The sequence below is a fragment of the Streptomyces gobiensis genome (genome assembly GCF_021216675.1).
GTDB classification, from domain to species: Bacteria; Actinomycetota; Actinomycetes; order Streptomycetales; family Streptomycetaceae; genus Streptomyces; species Streptomyces gobiensis.
In genome coordinates this window covers 315561-332720 of the sequence record NZ_CP086120.1, presented here as the reverse complement: position 1 = coordinate 332720, position 17160 = coordinate 315561, and the positions used below count along the sequence as shown (strand labels likewise).

The following is a 17160-nucleotide window of genomic DNA, read 5'->3' as shown; positions in this document are numbered from 1 at the left end:
GTGCTCAGCCTTTCCGCAGAGTCGTGAGGCCGTTGTCGGTGAAGAGCGGAACCAGTGTGCCGATGCGGTCGAAGCCCGCGCCGACGGTCTGTCCGAGGGTGTAGCGGTAGTGGATGCCTTCACATATCACGGCGAGCTTGAAGTAGGCGAAGGCGGTGTACCAATGGATCCGCGACACATCGCGCCCGGAGCCCGCCGCGTACCGCTCCACCAGCTCCTCCGGTTCCGGATGCCCCGGTGCGCCCCGGGTCGTGGTGATGGGGGAGTCCGGCATATCCCGCTGTTCGCTGTACATCACCAGCAGTCCGAGGTCGGTCAGCGGATCGCCCAGCGTGGACATTTCCCAGTCCAGCACGGCGGCTATCCGGTCATCCGCCGTGACCAGGAGATTGTCCAGCCGGAAGTCCCCATGGACCACAGTGGGCGCGGGGGAGGGCGGCAGTGCTTTGCCGAGCTCCGTGTGCAGCTCGTCGATACGCGGCAGCTCCCGGCTCCGCGAGGCGTCCAGCTGTTTGCCCCAGCGCCGCAGCTGCCGTTCCAGAAACCCCTCGGGCCGCCCAAAGTCCCCGAGCCCCACGGCTGCAGGGTCCACCGCGTGCAGTGCCACCAGCGTATCCGGCAGCGCCATCACCACCTTACGGGTGCGCTCCGCGCCGATCACGGCCAGCTCTTCGGCGGTGCGGTACGGGGTGCCCGCCACCAGCTCCATCACATAGAAGGGCGCCCCGATCACCTCTGTGTCCTCGCACAGCAGCACCGTGCCCGGCACCGGCACCTCGGTCGGCCCCAGCGCGCTGATGACCCGGTACTCCCGGGTCATGTCATGTGCGGTGGCCAGGACATGACCGAGCGGCGGGCGCCGTACGACCCAGGAAGAGGCGCCGTCACTGACGCGGTAGGTGAGGTTCGACCGTCCGCCCTCGATCACCTCCGCACTCAGCTCACCGGTGACCAGCCCTGGCCGCTCGCGGTCCAGATAACCGCGCAGCCGCGGCAGGTCGAGTCCTGGTGGATTGCCCTTGCTCATCGTGCTCCTCCAGCCGGAGTGGACGGGACAGACCGCACCGATCATGCCGACTAGTCGGTATGGCGTCCAGGGGTGAGCGGTATGTGGTTGCACACCCGCCCACCGGAGCGGGCTGGGTCCGGTCGTCGGCGTAGCAGCGGATACCGTCCCGAGGCTGGGGTTCTCAGGTCGGCGGCGCTAGGCTCCCGCCCCGCTGACCGACATGGAGGAGGCAGTGGCATGAAACGCTTCGGGAAACGCCGGGTGTTGCTGACCGGTGGTGGCTCCGGCATAGGCCGGGCCACCGTGCTGCGGCTGCTCGCCGAGGGCGGCACGGTGGTGGCCGCCGACATCAGTGAGGAAGGACTGAAGGAGACGGTACGGCTGGCGACGGCGGCCGGCCAGGAGGTCCGCCTGACCACCGTGGAGCTGGATATCGCGGACGAGACCGCGGTGCGCCGGGCCGTCCCGGACGCCGTCACCGTCCTCGGTGGCCTTGATGTGCTGGTCAACGCGGCGGGCATCCTGCGCGGTTCGCATACACACGACACCTCACTCGACCTCTGGAACACCGTCATCGGCACCAATCTCACCGGTACGTTCCTGGTGACCCGGTCGGCGCTGCCCGCGCTGCTGGAGACCGGCCGGGGCGTTGTGGTGAACTTCAGCTCCACCTCGGCCTCTTTCGCACACCCCTATATGGCGGCCTATGCGGCGAGCAAGGGCGGCATCCAGTCCTTCACCCACGCCATCGCGCGGGAGTACAGCAGGCAGGGCCTGCGTGCCGTATGCGTCGCCCCCGGCTCGATCCAGTCCGGAATGACCAGCGACCCGGGGCTCCCCGAGGACGCGGACTTCGGTCTGCTGGCCACCCTGCTGCCCGCCATCGGTGAGGGTTTCGCCCCGCCCGAGACGGTCGCCGGAGTCATCGCGACGCTTGCCTCGGACGACGGCGCCTTCATCACCGGTACGGAGATCCGCATCGACGGCGGGACCCATATGTGAGCTCAGCGGGAGAGCCCGGCCAGCGCACGGTCGGCGATGTCTTCCGGCGCGGCGTCGATGGAGACAGTGACCCCCGGCTCATCATCACGCAGCTCCTCCAGCGCCTCGAACTGCGACCGCAGCAGGTTCTCCGGCATGAAGTGATCACTGCGCCTCGCCAGCCGACGGGCGATCAGCTCCAGCGGGCCGTCCAGATGAACGAAGACGAGCTCGGGAGTGGTCTGACGCAGCCGATCGCGGTAGCTGCGCTTGAGCGCGGAACAGCTCACCACTCCGCCGTGCCAGCGGTGTTCGGTGAGCCAGCGGGCGATCGAGTCCAGCCAGCGGCGGCGGTCCTCGTCGTCCAGCGGGGTGCCGGTGGACATCTTCCTGATGTTCACCGGGGGATGGAAGTCATCGGCCTCCGCGTAGGGCACCCCGAGCCGTTCGGCCAGCAGGGTGCCAATCGTCGACTTGCCGGATCCCGATACGCCCATGACCACCAGCAGTGGCGTCACCACAGCAGTACCACCCCAAGAATCACCAGTGTGAAAGTACACAGCACCGTTGCCCGCATGGTGCGCGGAGCCGGCGCCGACGGCCCGGCGACCTTGAGCTCCCGGCCGCGCCGGTGCGCCACGACGAGCAGCGCTGTCAACGCGAGTGCCCCTACCGCCGCCAGCACATACTCGGCCGGCCCGTCGCTCTTGACGAGCACACCACGGAAGAGCAGCACCGTGGCGACCGCGAAAGCCAGCGTGGTACGCCGCCAGGCCAGCCGGGTGCGCTCCGGCTGCACACCCGGATCACGGGGGAGTGACCCCGGCCCAGTGCTCACTACCTCGCCCAGCTCAGCGCCACCGCGGCCACCACCAACAGCGCGGCCACCGCCGTGCCGACCGCGAGCAGCGCCGGGAAGCGGGACCCGGGAAGATCCTCACCGTGCCGCATCGCCCGCTCACAGCGCACCCAGTGGTTCACCGCCCGCAGCGCGCACACCGCGCCGCCTGCCAGCAGTGCCACGGCGATGGCCGTACGCATCACCCAGCGCAGCTCCGTCAGGAACTGGTCCACCGCGATACCGCCCGCGACCAGCGCCAGCGCCGTACGGATCCAGGCCAGAAAGGTGCGCTCATTGGCGAGTGAGAAGCGGTAGTCGGGCGTGCTGCCCTCGGCTCGTACACGGTGCGGCGCGAACCACAGGCGCAGCGCCGCCAAGAGCCGTCTGATCATGATTCGAGCCTAAACAATGGCGCCGCTCAGCGCTCAGCGTGGTCCCGGTGCCACTGCCGCAGTCTGCGATGGCCCTCCAGCCCGTCCGGCACGACCTCCCAGCCCGGCAGCCGTCGCTCCAGCTCGTCCTCAGGGAGGAAGTCCCACCAGGCCACCTCCGCCACCTGGGGCCGCACGGGAAGCGTGCAGGCCACGTCGTACACCTGGAGGAACCAGATGTGCTCCGGCGACTCATAGAGGAACTTCAGCCGCGGCCGCGGCATCGGCAGCCCACGGACCCCCAGCTCCTCCTCGGCCTCCCGCAGCGCCGCCTCGTCATAGGTCTCCCCCGCAGCGACGACCCCGCCGACCATCACGTCATACATCGACGGGAAGACCAGCTTCTCCGGGGTGCGCCGGTGGACGAAGATCCGTCCCTCGGCGTCCCGTACCCGCACTGACACCGACCGGTGCCGCCACCGACGCGCCATCAGCTCACCGCGCCTGGCCTGTCCGGTCACCCGGTCGTGCTCATCCACGATGTCCAGCAGCTCGTCCGCGTCCATGCCCGCCATGCCGTCCACACCGTCCATGCCGTCTATCCAAACACCCGGCAGCCCCCGCCCGCTCATGGAGGGACTCCGCTCATGGAGGGGGAGGGGAGATGCGGCCAAGTGGTTGACGTTGCTGTTACCGCCGGGTAAGCCTTCGGCATGGCGTATGACGCGGATGTCATTGTGATCGGAGCGGGCCTCGCGGGGCTCGCCGCCACCGCCGAACTGGCCGAAGCCGGACGGAAGGTGATCCTGCTCGACCAGGAGCCCGAGCAGTCTCTCGGCGGTCAGGCGCACTGGTCCTTCGGCGGGCTGTTCCTTGTGGACTCCCCCGAGCAGCGGCGGCTGCGTATCCGCGACAGTCACGAGCTGGCCTGGCAGGACTGGCTGGGCACCGCCGGATTCGACCGGGCGGAGGACCACTGGCCACGGCGCTGGGCCGAGGCGTATGTCGACTTCGCGGCCGGGGAGAAGCGTGCCTGGCTGCGCCGGCAGGGGCTGAAGCTCTTTCCCATTGTCGGATGGGCCGAACGCGGCGGCTACGAGGCCACCGGCCATGGCAACTCGGTACCGCGCTTCCACATCACCTGGGGCACCGGGCCCGGCATCGTCGAGCCCTTCGCGCGCCGGGTCCGGGCGGGCGCCCAGCGCGGCCGGGTCGAGCTGCGCTTCCGGCACCGGGTCACCGGTCTGTCCCGCTCCGCGGGTACGGTCGACACCGTCACCGGCGAGGTGCTGGTGCCCAGCGCCGCCGAACGCGGCACGGCCAGCAGCCGCGAGGTCACCGGCGCCTTCGAACTGCGCGCCCAGGCCGTGATCGTCACCTCCGGCGGTATCGGCGGCAACCATGACCTCGTACGCGCCAACTGGCCCGCGCGCCTTGGTGACCCGCCCGAGCGGATGCTCTCCGGGGTGCCGGCCCATGTCGACGGGGCGATGCTGGGCATCACCGAGGAGACCGGCGGCCGGATCATCAACCGGGACCGGATGTGGCACTACACCGAGGGCATAGAGAACTGGAACCCCATCTGGCCGGGGCACGGCATACGTATCCTGCCCGGCCCGTCCGCACTGTGGCTGGACGCCACCGGCAAGCGGCTGCCCGTACCGCTCTTCCCCGGCTTTGACACTCTCGGCACACTCGGCCACATCATGCGCACGGGCTACGACTACACCTGGTTTGTGCTCAGCCAGAAGATCATCGAGAAGGAGTTCACCCTCTCCGGCTCCGAGCAGAACCCGGACCTCACCGGCCGAAGCGTCCGCGAGGTGCTGGGCCGCGCCCGCTCCGGCGCCCCGGGGCCCGTACAGGCCTTTATGGACCACGGCAAGGACTTCATTGTCGAACGTGATCTGGGCGCACTGGTGCGGCGGATGAACGACCTCACCGGCGACAAGCTCATCGACGAGAGCGAACTGCGCAGGGAAATCACCGCCCGGGACCGGGAGATCAGCAACACCTTCACCAAGGACCTCCAGGTCACCGCCATCCGAGGTGCCCGGAACTACCTCGGCGACAAGCTGATCCGCGTCGCCTCCCCCCATCCGCTTCTCGACCCGAAGGCCGGTCCGCTGATCGCCGTACGCCTGGGCATCCTCACCCGTAAGACCCTTGGCGGGCTGGAAACGGACCTCTCCTCCAGGGTGCTGACCGAAGGCGGTGATCCGCTGCCCGGCGTCTACGCCGCGGGCGAGGCCGCCGGATTCGGCGGCGGAGGCGTACACGGCTACCGCTCCCTGGAGGGCACCTTCCTCGGTGGCTGTCTCTTCTCCGGGCGTACGGCCGGCCGGGCAGCGGCCAAGGCGGTGGGCTGACGTCCTGCCGGGCAGGAGTGCTGAACGGCTGTGGTCATGCCTGACCGCTCAGCACCTGGGCGAGGTCATAGGTGACCGGCTCCGCCAGCTGTGCGTAGGTGCACTGCTCCGGCTCGCGATCGGGCCGCCAGCGGCGGAACTGCGCCGTATGCCGGAAGCGGTCACCCTGCATATGGTCGTATGCCACCTCGCACACCCGCTCCGGTCGCAACGGCACCCAGGACAGGTCCTTCTTCCCGGACCAACGGCTGGGCCCGCCAGGCATTCTGCTGGCCTCATGGGCTTCCTCGCGCTCCCAGCCGGCCCAGGGGTGGCCGCTGGCGGAGGCCATCCGCAACGGCTCCAGCTCGGCCATGAGCTGCTGCCGCCTGCGCATGGGGAACGAGGCACAGACACCGACATGCTGCAGTTGGCCGGAGCTGTCGAAGAGACCGAGCAGCAGTGAGCCGACGACGGGACCGCTCTTGTGATGCCGCAGACCCGCCACCACACAGTCAGCGGTGCGTTCATGCTTGATCTTGACCATCAGACGCTGGTCCGGCCGGTACGGAAGGTCAAGCCGCTTGGCGATCACCCCGTCGAGACCGGCCCCTTCGTACTGTTCGAACCACTGCCGGGCCACATGGAGATCGCGCGTGGCGGGAGCGAGATGGACCGGGGCGGCGGCGTCGCGCAGCGCCCTGGTGAGCAGTTCATGGCGATCGCTGAGTGGGACATCCAGCAGCGCGGAGTCGTCCAGCGCCAGCAGGTCGAAGATGATCAGGCTTGCCGGAGTGGTCTGCGCGAGCAGCCGCACCCGCGAATCCGCGGGGTGAATGCGTTCGGTCAGCGCGTCGAAGTCCAGCCGCCCGCCGCGGACAACCACGATCTCCCCGTCCACGACACAGCGCGACGGCAGATTGGTGCGCAGCGCCGTGACCAGTTCCGGAAAGTAGCGGGTCAGGGGCTTGGCCGAGCGGCTGCCGAGCTCAATCTCATCGCCGTCCCGGAAGACAATGGCCCGGAAACCGTCCCACTTGGCCTCGTAGTGCATACCGGCCGGGATCCTGGTCGCCGTCCTGGCGAGCATCGGTTTCACGGGCGGCATCACCGGAAGATCCATGATGGTGATTCTGCGCCCGGCCGGTGGCTTCCGCTCGCCGGGAGGCGCACCGCAACACCGCGATCTAGCGTGATCGTATGGGCGAGACGCTGGAGCTTGAGGTCGGCGGGCGGACGGTCCGGCTGTCCAATCCGGATAAGGTCTACTTCCCCCAGCGGGGGTTCACCAAGCTCGACCTCGCCCGGTACTACCTCTCGGTCGGCGACGGCATCGTACGGGCCTTGCGGGACCGGCCGACGACCCTGGAGCGCTACCCGGATGGCGTAACGGGGGAGTCGTTCTTCCAGAAGCGGGCGCCCAAAAACCTCCCGGAGTGGATCCCCACCGGGCGTATTGCCTTTCCCAGCGGACGGTACGCCGATGAGATCTGCCCCACCGAGACAGCGGCCGTGCTGTGGGCGGCGAACCTCGGCTGTCTGACCTTCCACCCATGGCCGGTACGCCGCACGGATACCGAGCATCCGGACGAACTGCGTATTGACCTCGATCCCCAGCCGGGCACGGACTACGAGGATGCCCGGTGGGCTGCGTGGGCGCTGCGTACGCTCCTCGATGAGCTGGGACTGCGCGGCTGGCCGAAGACATCCGGTGGCCGGGGCATCCATGTCTATCTGCCCATCGTGCCGGAGTGGACCTTTACCCAGGTCCGGCGCTCGGCCATCGCCATCGGCAGGGAGCTGGAGCGGCGTGCCCCGGAGCGGATCACCACGTCCTGGTGGAAGGAGGAACGCGGCGTCAAGATCTTCGTGGACTACAACCAGACCGCCCGCGACCGGACCATCGCCGCCGCGTACTCCGTCCGCCCACGTCCCCACGCTCCCGTCTCCGCGCCACTGCGCTGGGAGGAGCTCGATGACGCCCGCCCGGAGGACTTCGATCTGGCGACCATGCCGGCACGCTATGCCGAGGTGGGGGATGTACACGCGGACATGGATCAGCACGCGTACCGGCTCGATGCCGTCCTCGACATGGCCAGCCGGGATGAACGTGACCACGGCTTTGAGGACCTGCCCTACCCGCCGGAGCACCCGAAGATGAAGGGCGAGCCCAAGCGCGTGCAGCCCAGCCGAGCAAAGCCTGACCGGCACTGACGCCCCCGCCAACGGCCCGCGGATACACAGCATCCGGGGGCCGTCGCGGAGTGGGGCGGGAAGAGCTCCGAGTGAGCGATCAGCTCACTTGTTGATGCACTGGTTGCCCGTCGCCGGGTTCAGCAGCCCGATGACGTTGATGGTGTTACCGCAGAGGTTGATCGGGATGCCGATCGGGACCTGAATCACATTCCCGCTGATGACACCGGGGGATTTCGCGGCAACGCCCTTCGCGTGCGCGCCACTGGAGTCAGCCATCGCGGTGCCCGTGCTACCGAGCATGAGGGCACAGCCGACCGCAGCGATCGTGGTGGCCTTAACGATGCGCTTCATCACCATTTTCCTTTCAGTTAGTGAATGAGGCACCTCGCCCAACGAGCACAATGGAGCGTAGATACGCGTGATCACCCGATGGGTTAATTTTCTGCGTCAACTGCCGTCGGCGGTTGCGTCAACTACCGACAGCGAGTGCCGGTGCGCTGGAGAACGAAGGCAAATAATTCTCTGGCACGAGGGTCACCTTTCGGCCCGGTCAGCGCGTCTGCGTGATCTCCATCCTCCCTTCTGTCAAGGTGCTCTCCTGATTGACTGATAGAAGTCGGAGTGAACCATGCGAATGCCTATGGGCCTGGCCGGACGCGGTGTGCTGTGTGCGCTGACGTCCCTGGCGCTGGCACTGCCGTCGGCGGTGGCGGCTCCGCAGCAGTCGCCCAGGGTTCCGTTCGGGCAGCGGTACGGGGCCGTACAGCACGGCGGAATCGTTCGTGCGGCCAACTCCTCCATCACGTGCCGGTCCGTGGTGGGCAAGGGCGCCAGCTCATGCGAGGCGGCTCGGCGCGGGGCCGGGGTCAACGGCGCCTACGAGATGTCCTACGTCGATGTCGACAACGACCCCAACACCTACAACTCCAGCCGGGCGCGGCTGCGCGTTCCGTCCGGCTCCCGGGTGAGCTACGCCCGGCTGTACTGGGGCGGCAACCTCCGCGTCGGCGAGCAGAAACCGCCGGAGGACAACGGCCGGGTGCTCATCGCCGAGCCGGGCGGGGACTACAAGGAGGTCCTGGCCGACAGCCTCATCGGGCACCGCACCACCAGGCACACGGACGGCTTCCAGGCGTCCGCGGATGTCACCGGCCTGGTGCGGCACAGCGGGTCCGGCTACTACACCGTGGCGCAGGTCAATGTCGCCATGGGGAAGTCGAAGGCCGGAGCCTGGGGCGGCTGGACGCTGGTGGTCGCCTATGAGAACCAGCGAGAGCCGCTGCGTCACCTCGCCATCTGGGATGGCTTTGAATCACTGACCACTGGCCGTAAGAGCTTCTCAATCGACTTGGGCGGTATGAGTATTCCGCCGAAAGCGTCGGGCAGTGTAGGTGTCGTGGCCTACAACGGCGACCGGGGCACCGGAAATGACGTGCTGACAGTGAACGCGGACGGCCGTAAAGCGGTCCGGCTGCGCGATGCCGCCAACCCCGTGAACGATGTGATGAACTCCACGATTGCTGATCACGGTCGCAATGCAACCGGCCGTCAGCCAGCTTATGAGAACACTCTGGGGTACGACTCCGATGTATTCGATATCAAACCCGCGCTGAAGGCCGGCGGCAGCAGACTGCACTTCCGCTTCGGCACCAGAGACGAGGGCTATCAGACAGGCGCGCTCTTCGTGCAGGCCGACGCACGCCACTGAGGGCGACTCCGGGACGTCTCGGAAGCAAGGTCCAGCCGATCCGTGTGTACGGGGAGAACCGCGCGTGCCGCAACATGAGCAATCCACCCGCCCATTGACCGTGCTCCATATCGCGCAGCCCGTTGACGGCGGAGTCGCCCGGGTCGTCACCGAACTGGTACGAGCCCAGACAGCGCAGCGGACGCGCGTCCTCGTGGCCTGCCCGCCCGGGGGCGTGCTGAGCGAATCGGCGGCTTCAGCGGGAGCCGAGGTGCACCCCTGGCGGGCGAGCCGGGCACCAGGACCCGCCCTGCCGGCCGAGGCCCGGCGGGTCGCCCGGCTGATCCAGCGGACCGCGCCCGACCTGGTGCACGCTCACAGCGCCAAGGCCGGACTCGCCGTACGGCTCGCGGTGCGCGGCCGTATTCCCACGGTCTTCCAGCCGCACGCCTGGTCTTTCGAGGCCCTCGGCGGGGTGACCGCCGGACTGGCGCTGCGCTGGGAGCGTTTCGCCGCCCGCTGGGCCGCGCGGGTGGTGTGCGTCAGCGAGGCCGAGCGCCGCCGCGGCCAGCTGTCCGGGGTGGCCGCCCGCTGGGCGGTGATCCGTAACGGCGTTGACCTCGGCCGCTTCCGCCCGGCGGACCCCTGGGCAGGCGCTTCGGCCAGGGAGCGGGCCCGCGCCCGGCTGCCCGCCCTGGAGGGTCTGCCGTCGCAGGGGCCGCTGGTGGTCTGTGTCGGCCGGCTGTGCCCGCAGAAAGGTCAGGATGTACTGCTACGGGCCTGGCCGGAGGTCACCGCGCGGATCCCCGGCGCCCGCCTTGCCCTGGTCGGCGCTGGGCCCGACCGGGACGCGCTGCTGAGCGCCGCCCCCGCGCAGGTGCTGTTCGCCGGTGCCGCGGAGGACACCGTGCCCTGGTACCAGGCGGCGGACCTCGTCGTGCTGCCGTCCCGCTGGGAGGGCATGGCCCTGGCGCCGCTGGAGGCGATGGCCTGCGGCCGGCCGGTCGTGGTCTCCGACGTCAGTGGCGCCCGGGAAAGCCTGCATCCGGCTCAGCGACCGGCCTGTCTGGTGCCGCCAGCGGAGCCACCGGCGCTCGCCCGGGCGCTGACCCATCTGCTGATGAACCCGCAACTGCGCGACAGGCTGGGTCGGCAGGCCCAGGAACACGTACGGACGACCTACGACGTGCGGCGGACGGCGGCGGCGGTATCGGAGCTGTACCGCGAACTACTCGGCTTGCCGCACCCCGAGTGCAGGGAGCGCATCAGGCGATGACGACGGAGAGCGCGGACGTGCCCAATTCCGGTCGGGTCATGGCCAGTCCGGTGGCTCAGAAGCACGCGGCCACGTCGGTCTTTCCCCCTCCCCGATCGGCGGGCTGGCCGGCGACGCCGCCCAGTCGGCAGCGCCCGTACCGACGCCGGACCACCGCGCCGCTCGTCCTCGCCGACTGTCTCTCGGCGGCCATCGCCGTGACCGCGGTGAGCGGAACGGAGCAAGCCCTGATCGTGCTCGGCCCGGGCCTGCCGATCGTCGTACTGCTCAACGCGCACGGTGGGCTGTACCGGCCCGGACTCTGTGGGTCCGCCCTCGATGAGCTGCCCACGCTGTTCGGCCGTGCGGCGGCCACCTGGTGTGCGACGGCCGCGGTGCTGGCCGCCGTGCGTCCGGAGCGCGCCTTCGGCTGGGCCATGCTGCTCAGCCTGGTACTGGTGCACTCCCTGCTGGCCTGCGCGGGCCGTGGCGCCGTGCATCTCGGACGTCGCTCGGCCGACCGCCGCCACCCGCGTGCCGCGCTGATCGTCGGTGTCGGCCCGGCCGGGCGGCGGCTCACCAGCACGCTGTATGAGCACCCCGAATACGGTATGCGCCCGGTCGGCCTGGTCGTGCCCGGTCCCGACCAGGAACCGGGTGCGGCGAATCTGCCGAATCTGCCGGACCTGTCTCTTCCGGCGCTCACCTCGGTTGAGGACATCACCCGGGCCGTCATCCAGAACACCGTGCGGGATGCCGTCTTCAGCTGCGCCCCGGAAGCGGACCCACAGGCCGCGGCCCTGGTCCAGCTGTTTCTGGCGCAGGGCTGCACCGTGTGGCTGGTGAACTGCGATCCGGCCACCGGCGCCGCCACGGCCGGGGTCCCGGGGGCCGGCCATATGTGGGGCTTCGGCTGCCGGCGCATCGACCCGGCCCCCCGGCGCCGCCCGGGCGTTCTGGGGAAACGGACCCTGGACCTCACCGTCGCGGCCCTGGCCCTGGTGGCGACCGCACCGCTGCTGCTGGCCTGCGCGCTCGCCGTCCGGCTCTCCGACGGCCCCGGGGTGATCTTCCGGCAGGAACGTATCGGCGAGGGGGGACGGCGGTTCGTCCTGCTGAAGTTCCGTACGCTGCTCCCCGCTGACCAGCATGAGTCGGCCACCTTGTGGAGCGTCGCGGACGACCACCGGATGAGCCCGGTCGGGCGGCTGCTGCGCCGTACCTCGCTCGATGAGCTCCCGCAGCTGTGGAATGTGCTGCGCGGCGATATGAGCCTGGTCGGCCCCCGGCCGGAACGCCCGTACTTCGTCCGGCAGTTCAGCCAGACTTATCCGGGCTACGCCGCCCGCCACCGGATGCCGGCGGGTATCACCGGCCTCGCCCAGGTCCATGGGCTGCGCGGGGACACCTCCATTGAGGACCGGGCACGGTTTGACAACCACTACATCGAGACCTGGTCGCTCTGGCAGGACGTGCGGATCCTGCTGCGCACCGCCGCTTCCCTGGTCCGGCTCGGGGGTAGCTGAGGGTGGCTACGGTGTCGCACACCCCGGCGGTCGCCTGGTGGCCGTCCAGCAGGGTACGGGAGCGGCTGGCCGCGCTGTGGCCGGTGCTGCCCGCTGTCGCCACCGTGCTGCTGCTGAGCGGCCCCATCGCCCTCGTTGACACCGCTGACGCCAGCGCGGCCGGCCGGATCACCCTCGCGGACGTGGCTTCCGCGCTGCTGGTGGTGTACTGCGCCGTACGTGTGCTGCGCGCCCGGTCACGGCCGCTGAGCTGGCCCGCCGCCGTGATCCTGGCCGCCCCCGCTGGGGCGTTCGCCGTCGCCACCGTCGCGTCCAGCGACCCGGCGGCGAGCCTGACCGGCTTTATCCGGTATCTGCAGGTCTTCGTTCTGGTGCCGGCCGCCCTGCTGCTCCTGCTGCGCGGCCGCCGCGACTTCCGGCTGGTCGCGGGCTCCGTGCTGCTGCTCGCCCTGGTGCAGGGAGCGATCGGGGTCCAGCAGTACCTCACGGGCACCGGGGCGTCGTATCAGGGTCAGGACATCCGGGCGGTCGGCACCTTCGGCGCGGTGCATGTGATGAGCATGGCCACGGTCGTATCCCACGGTGTGATCATCGCCCTGAGTCTGGGGCTGGCGCCGCCGGCGGGCAGTCCCCGGTGGTTCCGGCCCGCCGCCCTCGGCTGCGCCGCCGCGCTGCTGGTGCCGCTGACGCTGTCATTCAGCCGGGGCGCGTGGATCGCCACCGCCGTGGCGGGTACAGCGGTGCTGCTGCTGGCCGGACTGCGGCTCGCACTGCGGACGTTCACTGTGCTGATGGCCGCGATCGTGGTGCTCGTGGGCGGTGCCGGGGTGGGCTCTGACCTCATCGGACAGCGACTGAGCAGCATCACCCAGGTGACCGCGGCGCCCGACCGGTCGGTGACCGACCGGTACGCCATGTGGGCGGCGGCCGTGAGCATGTGGCGCGACCATCCGGCGACCGGCGTGGGTCTCAAGGGCTTCCCAGCCCACCGCGACGGGCACGCCTCGGTCGGGCTCTCCTCGGCGAGCGACACCGCCGGCGCGGGGATGGAGTTCCAGCGGGAACCGCTGCTCTCCCCGCACAACATGTATCTGCTCGTGCTGAGCGAGCAGGGACTGATCGGGGTCACCGCGCTGGTCGGCGGCTGGGCGGCGCTCCTGGCGTGCGGACTGCGGCGGCTCGCCACCGCGCGTCCGCGCGGACCGGCCGCCGACTGCGGGCTGATCGCGGCCGGGCTGCTCATTTGGCAGCTCGTGGACTTCGGTTACACCGACATCGGGGGCCCCACAAGCGTGCTGACGGCCGTGGTGTTCGGCCTGGTCGCCTGGTGGGCTCTGCGTCCCGGGGCGCGGACCGGGGATGAGGCGGTCGCCCGGTGAGCGATATGACGACCGCTGCCCAGGCCCCGCCGTCCCCCTCCTCCCCGCTCGGACGGTTCCTCGCCCGAGCGGCGGCGATCACCGCGGTGCTGACGGCCGCCGGGGCCCTCCTCGGTCTCGTACGGGACCAGACCATCGCCCACCTGTTCGGCGCGGGCAGCGGCACCGATGCCTTTCTGGTCGCCTGGACCGTGCCCGAAGTCGCCTCGACGCTGCTCATCGAGGACGCGATGGCCCTGGTGCTCGTCCCGGCCTTCAGCCTGGCCCTCTCCCGCCGGGCCCTGCTCCGTACCGGCCGGGCCCGGCCCGGCCCGGATCCCGTCCGGTCCCTGGTGTCCGCCACCTTTCCCTGGCTGTTCGCCGTGCTGGCCGGGGCCGCCGGGCTCCTGGCCGTCGGGGCGCCGCTCTTTGTACGGATCCTCACGCCCGGACTCGAAGACCCTTCCCTGGCGGTGGACTGCACCCGGCTGACGGCCGTCACCGTTCTCACCTTCGGTACCGCCGGATATTTCAGCGCCGCGCTGCGGGCCCACCGCAGCTTCGTCCCGCCCGCCACGATCTACGTCGCGTACAACCTGGGCATCATCGCGACCATGCTGACGCTGCACTCCCTGTTCGGGGTGCGCGCCGCCGCGCTGGGGGTCGCTGCGGGCGGCACCCTGATGGTGCTCGTCCAGCTCCCGGCCTTTGTGCGGCGGCTGTCCGTCCGCGCCCACGGGGGCAGCGGACGGCGCCACCGCACCGCCCCCACCACCGATCGCGCCGCGCTGCTGAGCCTCGGTCTGCTGGCCCCGGTTGTGCTGTTCGCGCTGAGCCGTCAGGCTCAGGTGCTGGTCGAGAGGTTTTTCGCCTCGACGCTGCCGGCCGGAGCCATCTCGCATCTGAACTACGCCCAGAAGGTGGCCCAGATGCCGATGGTGCTCTCCCTGATGATCTGCACCGTCACCTTCCCGGTGGTCGCGCGGGCCATGGCCGACGGCGAAGCGGACCGGGCCCGGCGCCGGGTGGAGCGTGATCTGACCCTGGCCGGGGTCGTGGTCCTGCTGGGCGCCGCCTATGTGGTCGCCTACGCGCCCCAGATCATTGAACTGCTCTTTGAGCGGGGGGCGTTCGAAGCCCGCGACACCACCGCCACCGCGTCCGTGATGCGGGTCTACGCGCTCGGTCTGCTCGGCCACAGCCTGGTCGGCGCCCTGGTCCGGCCCTTCTTCTCCGCGGCGCACCCCACCTGGTATCCGGCGGCTGCGATGGCCGTCGGCCTGCTGATCACTGTGACGGCCGGCGCGGTCGCCGCCCCGCACTGGGGCATCCATGGCATCGCGGCCGCCAACGCCGCAGGGATCACCGCCACCGCACTGCTGCTGCTGCGCGGTCTGGGCGCTCGCATGATCGCCATCAATGTGCGCCGGATGGCGGACGGCCTCGGCCGGCTGGCACTGGCCGCCGGGGTGGCCGCCGCAGTCGGCTGGTCGGTGGCACCGCTGACCCCCGGCACCCTCCTCACCGCCGCGGCCGGCTGTCTGGTCGTCCCGGCCGTCTTTACCGCTGCGGCCCTGGCCGTACGGGCACCGGAAGTACCGCAGCTGATCTCCGCCGTCAAACGAAGGCTCCGCCATGTCCGCTGACTGGGCGCGTACGCGCCGCTCCACGCCCTCCAAGACCCTGCTGCGCCACCGGCTGTCCCCGCCCTGGCTGCTGATGTACCACTCGGTGACCGAGTACACCGAGGACCCCTACCAGATCACCGTCTCTCCCGACCGGCTGCACCATCAGCTGTCCTGGCTGGGGAAGCGTGGCCTGACCGGGGTGAGCGTCGGTGAGCTGCTGCGTGCCCGCGCCGCCGGACGCAGCGCGGGACTGGTGGGACTGACCTTCGACGACGGCTACGCCGACTTTGTCGAGCACGCTGTTCCACTGCTGCGCCACCACGGGTACACCGCCACGGTGTTCGTACTGCCCGGCAGGCTCGGCGGCGGCAATGACTGGGACCCCCTGGGCCCGCGTAAGCCGCTGCTGACCGAGGAGGGGATCCGTGCCGCCGCGCGCGCCGGAATGGAGATCGGCTCCCATGGCCTGCGCCACGAGGATCTGACCACGGCCGGCGATGACGTACTGCGGCAGGAGACGGCGCACAGCCGTGCCCTGCTACGGGAGATCACCGGCGGCGCGCCGGACGGCTTCTGCTACGCCTATGGCGCCGTCGACAAACGAGCCGTCGACGCCGTACGCACCGCGGGCTACGGCTACGCCTGCGCCATCGACCCCGGGCCGCTGACCGGGCGGTACGCCCTGCCCCGTGCCCATATCGGTGACACGGACACCACCGGGCGCCTGTACCTCAAGAGAGTGCTCCACCCGGTGCGCCGCCGTGCACTGCCCGCTGAGCCGGCCGCCCCCCTCGGGTCCCCGAACCCGGGAGGCGGCCGGTGAGGGCCTTGCACATCATCACCGGGCTTGGCGTCGGCGGCGCCGAGCAGCAACTGCGGCTGCTGCTCCGGCGGCTGCCGCTGTCCTGTGATGTCATCACCCTGACCAACCCCGGTGCCGTGGCGGCGGGCATGCGGGCCGATGGCGTGCGCGTCACCGATCTGGGTATGACGGGCAACCGCGATCTGCCGGCGCTTCCCCGGCTCGCCCGGCTGATCCGGGACGACGGCTATGACCTGGTCCACACCCATCTCTACCGGGCCTGTGTCTATGGCCGGATCGCCGCCCGGCTGGCCGGAGTTCGGACCGTGGTCGCCACCGAGCACTCACTGGGTGACGCCCGGATCGAGGGCCGCCCGCTCACCCGTGGGACCCGAGCGCTGTATCTGGCCACCGAGAAGCTGGGTGCCACCACCGTGGCGGTGTCCGCCACCGTCGCCCGGCGGCTGCGTGACTGGGGCGTCCCCGGCCCGCGTATCGAGGTGGTGCCCAACGGCATCGAGGCAGGCCGCTTCCGCTTCAACCCCGCCGCGCGCAAAGACACCCGGGCCCGGATCGGCCTGCCGCAGCATGTCTTCGTCGTCGGCGGCGTGGGACGGCTGGTGCCCGGCAAACGCTTCGAGGTGCTGGTCCGGGCCGTCGCCGCACTGCCCCAGGCGCGGCTGCTTCTGGTCGGCGACGGACCGGAGCGGGCCGCCCTGGAGCGGCTGGCGGCCCGGCTCGGCGCGGCTGACCGGGTCCGGCTGCTGGGAGAGCGTGACGGAGCCGTCGCGGCCACCTCCGACGCGGGCCCGGACCTGCCCGGACTGCTCGCCGCCATGGATGTCTTCGTATCTCCGTCCGCCGAGGAAGCCTTCGGCCTCGCCGTGCTCGAAGCGCTCGCGGCCGGGCTCCCCGTCCTCCATGTCACCTGCCCGGCGATCGATGAGCTGCCGCCGGACGCGGCCCCCGGCGCGCGCCGGATCGGACCGGGCAGCGCCGAGCTGACCGCCGCTCTGCGGGAGCAGCAGGAAGCCGGGATCCGTCGGCTGTCCGTACCCGCCGCGGTGGACCGCTATGACATCAGCCGCAGTGCTGACCGCCTGATGAGCATCTACGAACGCGCCACCCGCACCGCCCGGCCCCACTTGAAGAGGTGAG

The 17160-nt window shown here is 70.3% G+C and carries 17 protein-coding genes; 10 read left to right on the top strand and 7 right to left on the bottom strand.

Annotated elements, in window-relative coordinates; genetic code table 11:
• Positions 1-4: 4 nt before the first annotated feature.
• On the bottom strand, positions 5-1027 hold the full coding sequence (locus test1122_RS01620; protein ID WP_232267352.1) for a phosphotransferase family protein: 1023 nt from the start codon (positions 1025-1027) through the stop codon (positions 5-7).
• A 219-nt stretch (positions 1028-1246) separates the two neighbouring features.
• Between test1122_RS01620 and test1122_RS01615 the strand changes: the two genes are divergently transcribed.
• Entirely contained in the window at positions 1247-2011 is a 765-nt protein-coding gene (locus tag test1122_RS01615) for an SDR family NAD(P)-dependent oxidoreductase (protein WP_232267351.1), read from the top strand.
• Between the two features lie 2 nt (positions 2012-2013).
• On the opposite strand, the gene test1122_RS01610 is transcribed toward test1122_RS01615, so the two are convergent.
• The 4 genes from test1122_RS01610 to test1122_RS01595 are packed head-to-tail and all read right to left on the bottom strand — an operon-like array spanning position 2014 to position 3777.
• Positions 2014-2511: a gluconokinase gene (locus test1122_RS01610; protein WP_232267350.1), complete on the bottom strand. Its 498-nt coding sequence runs from the start codon at positions 2509-2511 to the stop codon at positions 2014-2016.
• Positions 2505-2828, bottom strand: coding sequence for a DUF202 domain-containing protein (locus test1122_RS01605; protein WP_232267349.1), 324 nt, complete (start codon positions 2826-2828; stop codon positions 2505-2507). The genes test1122_RS01610 and test1122_RS01605 overlap by 7 nt, the downstream gene beginning before the upstream one ends.
• Positions 2828-3223 (bottom strand): YidH family protein, encoded by a 396-nt coding sequence (locus tag test1122_RS01600; RefSeq protein ID WP_232267348.1) that lies wholly within the window; start codon positions 3221-3223, stop codon positions 2828-2830. The genes test1122_RS01605 and test1122_RS01600 overlap by 1 nt, the downstream gene beginning before the upstream one ends.
• Positions 3224-3249: 26 nt before the next feature.
• Positions 3250-3777: an NUDIX domain-containing protein gene (locus test1122_RS01595; RefSeq protein WP_232271707.1), complete on the bottom strand. Its 528-nt coding sequence runs from the start codon at positions 3775-3777 to the stop codon at positions 3250-3252.
• Positions 3778-3915: 138 nt separating this feature from the next.
• Between test1122_RS01595 and test1122_RS01590 the strand changes: the two genes are divergently transcribed.
• Positions 3916-5571, top strand: coding sequence for an FAD-binding dehydrogenase (locus tag test1122_RS01590; RefSeq protein WP_232267347.1), 1656 nt, complete (start codon positions 3916-3918; stop codon positions 5569-5571).
• Between the two features lie 34 nt (positions 5572-5605).
• On the opposite strand, the gene test1122_RS01585 is transcribed toward test1122_RS01590, so the two are convergent.
• The gene (locus test1122_RS01585; protein ID WP_232267346.1) at positions 5606-6673 is read right to left on the bottom strand and encodes an ATP-dependent DNA ligase; all 1068 of its coding nucleotides are present in this window, start codon (positions 6671-6673) and stop codon (positions 5606-5608) included.
• 77 nt (positions 6674-6750) lie between these two features.
• Here test1122_RS01585 and ligD point away from each other — a divergent pair, with 77 nt between their 5' ends.
• A complete protein-coding gene (gene ligD, locus test1122_RS01580; protein ID WP_232267345.1) occupies positions 6751-7764 on the top strand; it encodes a non-homologous end-joining DNA ligase in 1014 nt (337 codons plus the stop codon).
• An 84-nt stretch (positions 7765-7848) separates the two neighbouring features.
• Here ligD and test1122_RS01575 read toward each other — a convergent pair whose 3' ends face one another.
• Positions 7849-8097: a chaplin gene (locus test1122_RS01575; RefSeq protein ID WP_232267344.1), complete on the bottom strand. Its 249-nt coding sequence runs from the start codon at positions 8095-8097 to the stop codon at positions 7849-7851.
• A 277-nt stretch (positions 8098-8374) separates the two neighbouring features.
• Here test1122_RS01575 and test1122_RS01570 point away from each other — a divergent pair, with 277 nt between their 5' ends.
• From test1122_RS01570 to test1122_RS01540, 7 genes are all read left to right on the top strand, one after another.
• The gene (locus test1122_RS01570) at positions 8375-9454 is read left to right on the top strand and encodes a DUF3344 domain-containing protein (protein ID WP_232267343.1); all 1080 of its coding nucleotides are present in this window, start codon (positions 8375-8377) and stop codon (positions 9452-9454) included.
• A gap of 64 nt (positions 9455-9518) precedes the next feature.
• Positions 9519-10709, top strand: coding sequence for a glycosyltransferase (locus test1122_RS01565; RefSeq protein WP_232267342.1), 1191 nt, complete (start codon positions 9519-9521; stop codon positions 10707-10709).
• Complete coding sequence (locus test1122_RS01560) at positions 10706-12214, top strand: exopolysaccharide biosynthesis polyprenyl glycosylphosphotransferase (RefSeq protein WP_232267341.1); 1509 nt, start codon at positions 10706-10708, stop codon at positions 12212-12214. The genes test1122_RS01565 and test1122_RS01560 overlap by 4 nt, the downstream gene beginning before the upstream one ends.
• Positions 12215-12216: 2 nt before the next feature.
• The gene (locus test1122_RS01555) at positions 12217-13593 is read left to right on the top strand and encodes an O-antigen ligase family protein (protein WP_422396899.1); all 1377 of its coding nucleotides are present in this window, start codon (positions 12217-12219) and stop codon (positions 13591-13593) included.
• Positions 13594-13598: 5 nt separating this feature from the next.
• Positions 13599-15218, top strand: coding sequence for a lipid II flippase MurJ (locus test1122_RS01550; RefSeq protein WP_232271705.1), 1620 nt, complete (start codon positions 13599-13601; stop codon positions 15216-15218).
• The gene (locus tag test1122_RS01545) at positions 15208-16023 is read left to right on the top strand and encodes a polysaccharide deacetylase family protein (protein ID WP_422396898.1); all 816 of its coding nucleotides are present in this window, start codon (positions 15208-15210) and stop codon (positions 16021-16023) included. The genes test1122_RS01550 and test1122_RS01545 overlap by 11 nt, the downstream gene beginning before the upstream one ends.
• Positions 16020-17159, top strand: a complete 1140-nt coding sequence (locus test1122_RS01540) for a glycosyltransferase (protein WP_232267340.1) — start codon at positions 16020-16022, stop codon at positions 17157-17159. The genes test1122_RS01545 and test1122_RS01540 overlap by 4 nt, the downstream gene beginning before the upstream one ends.
• Position 17160: the final 1 nt, after the last annotated feature.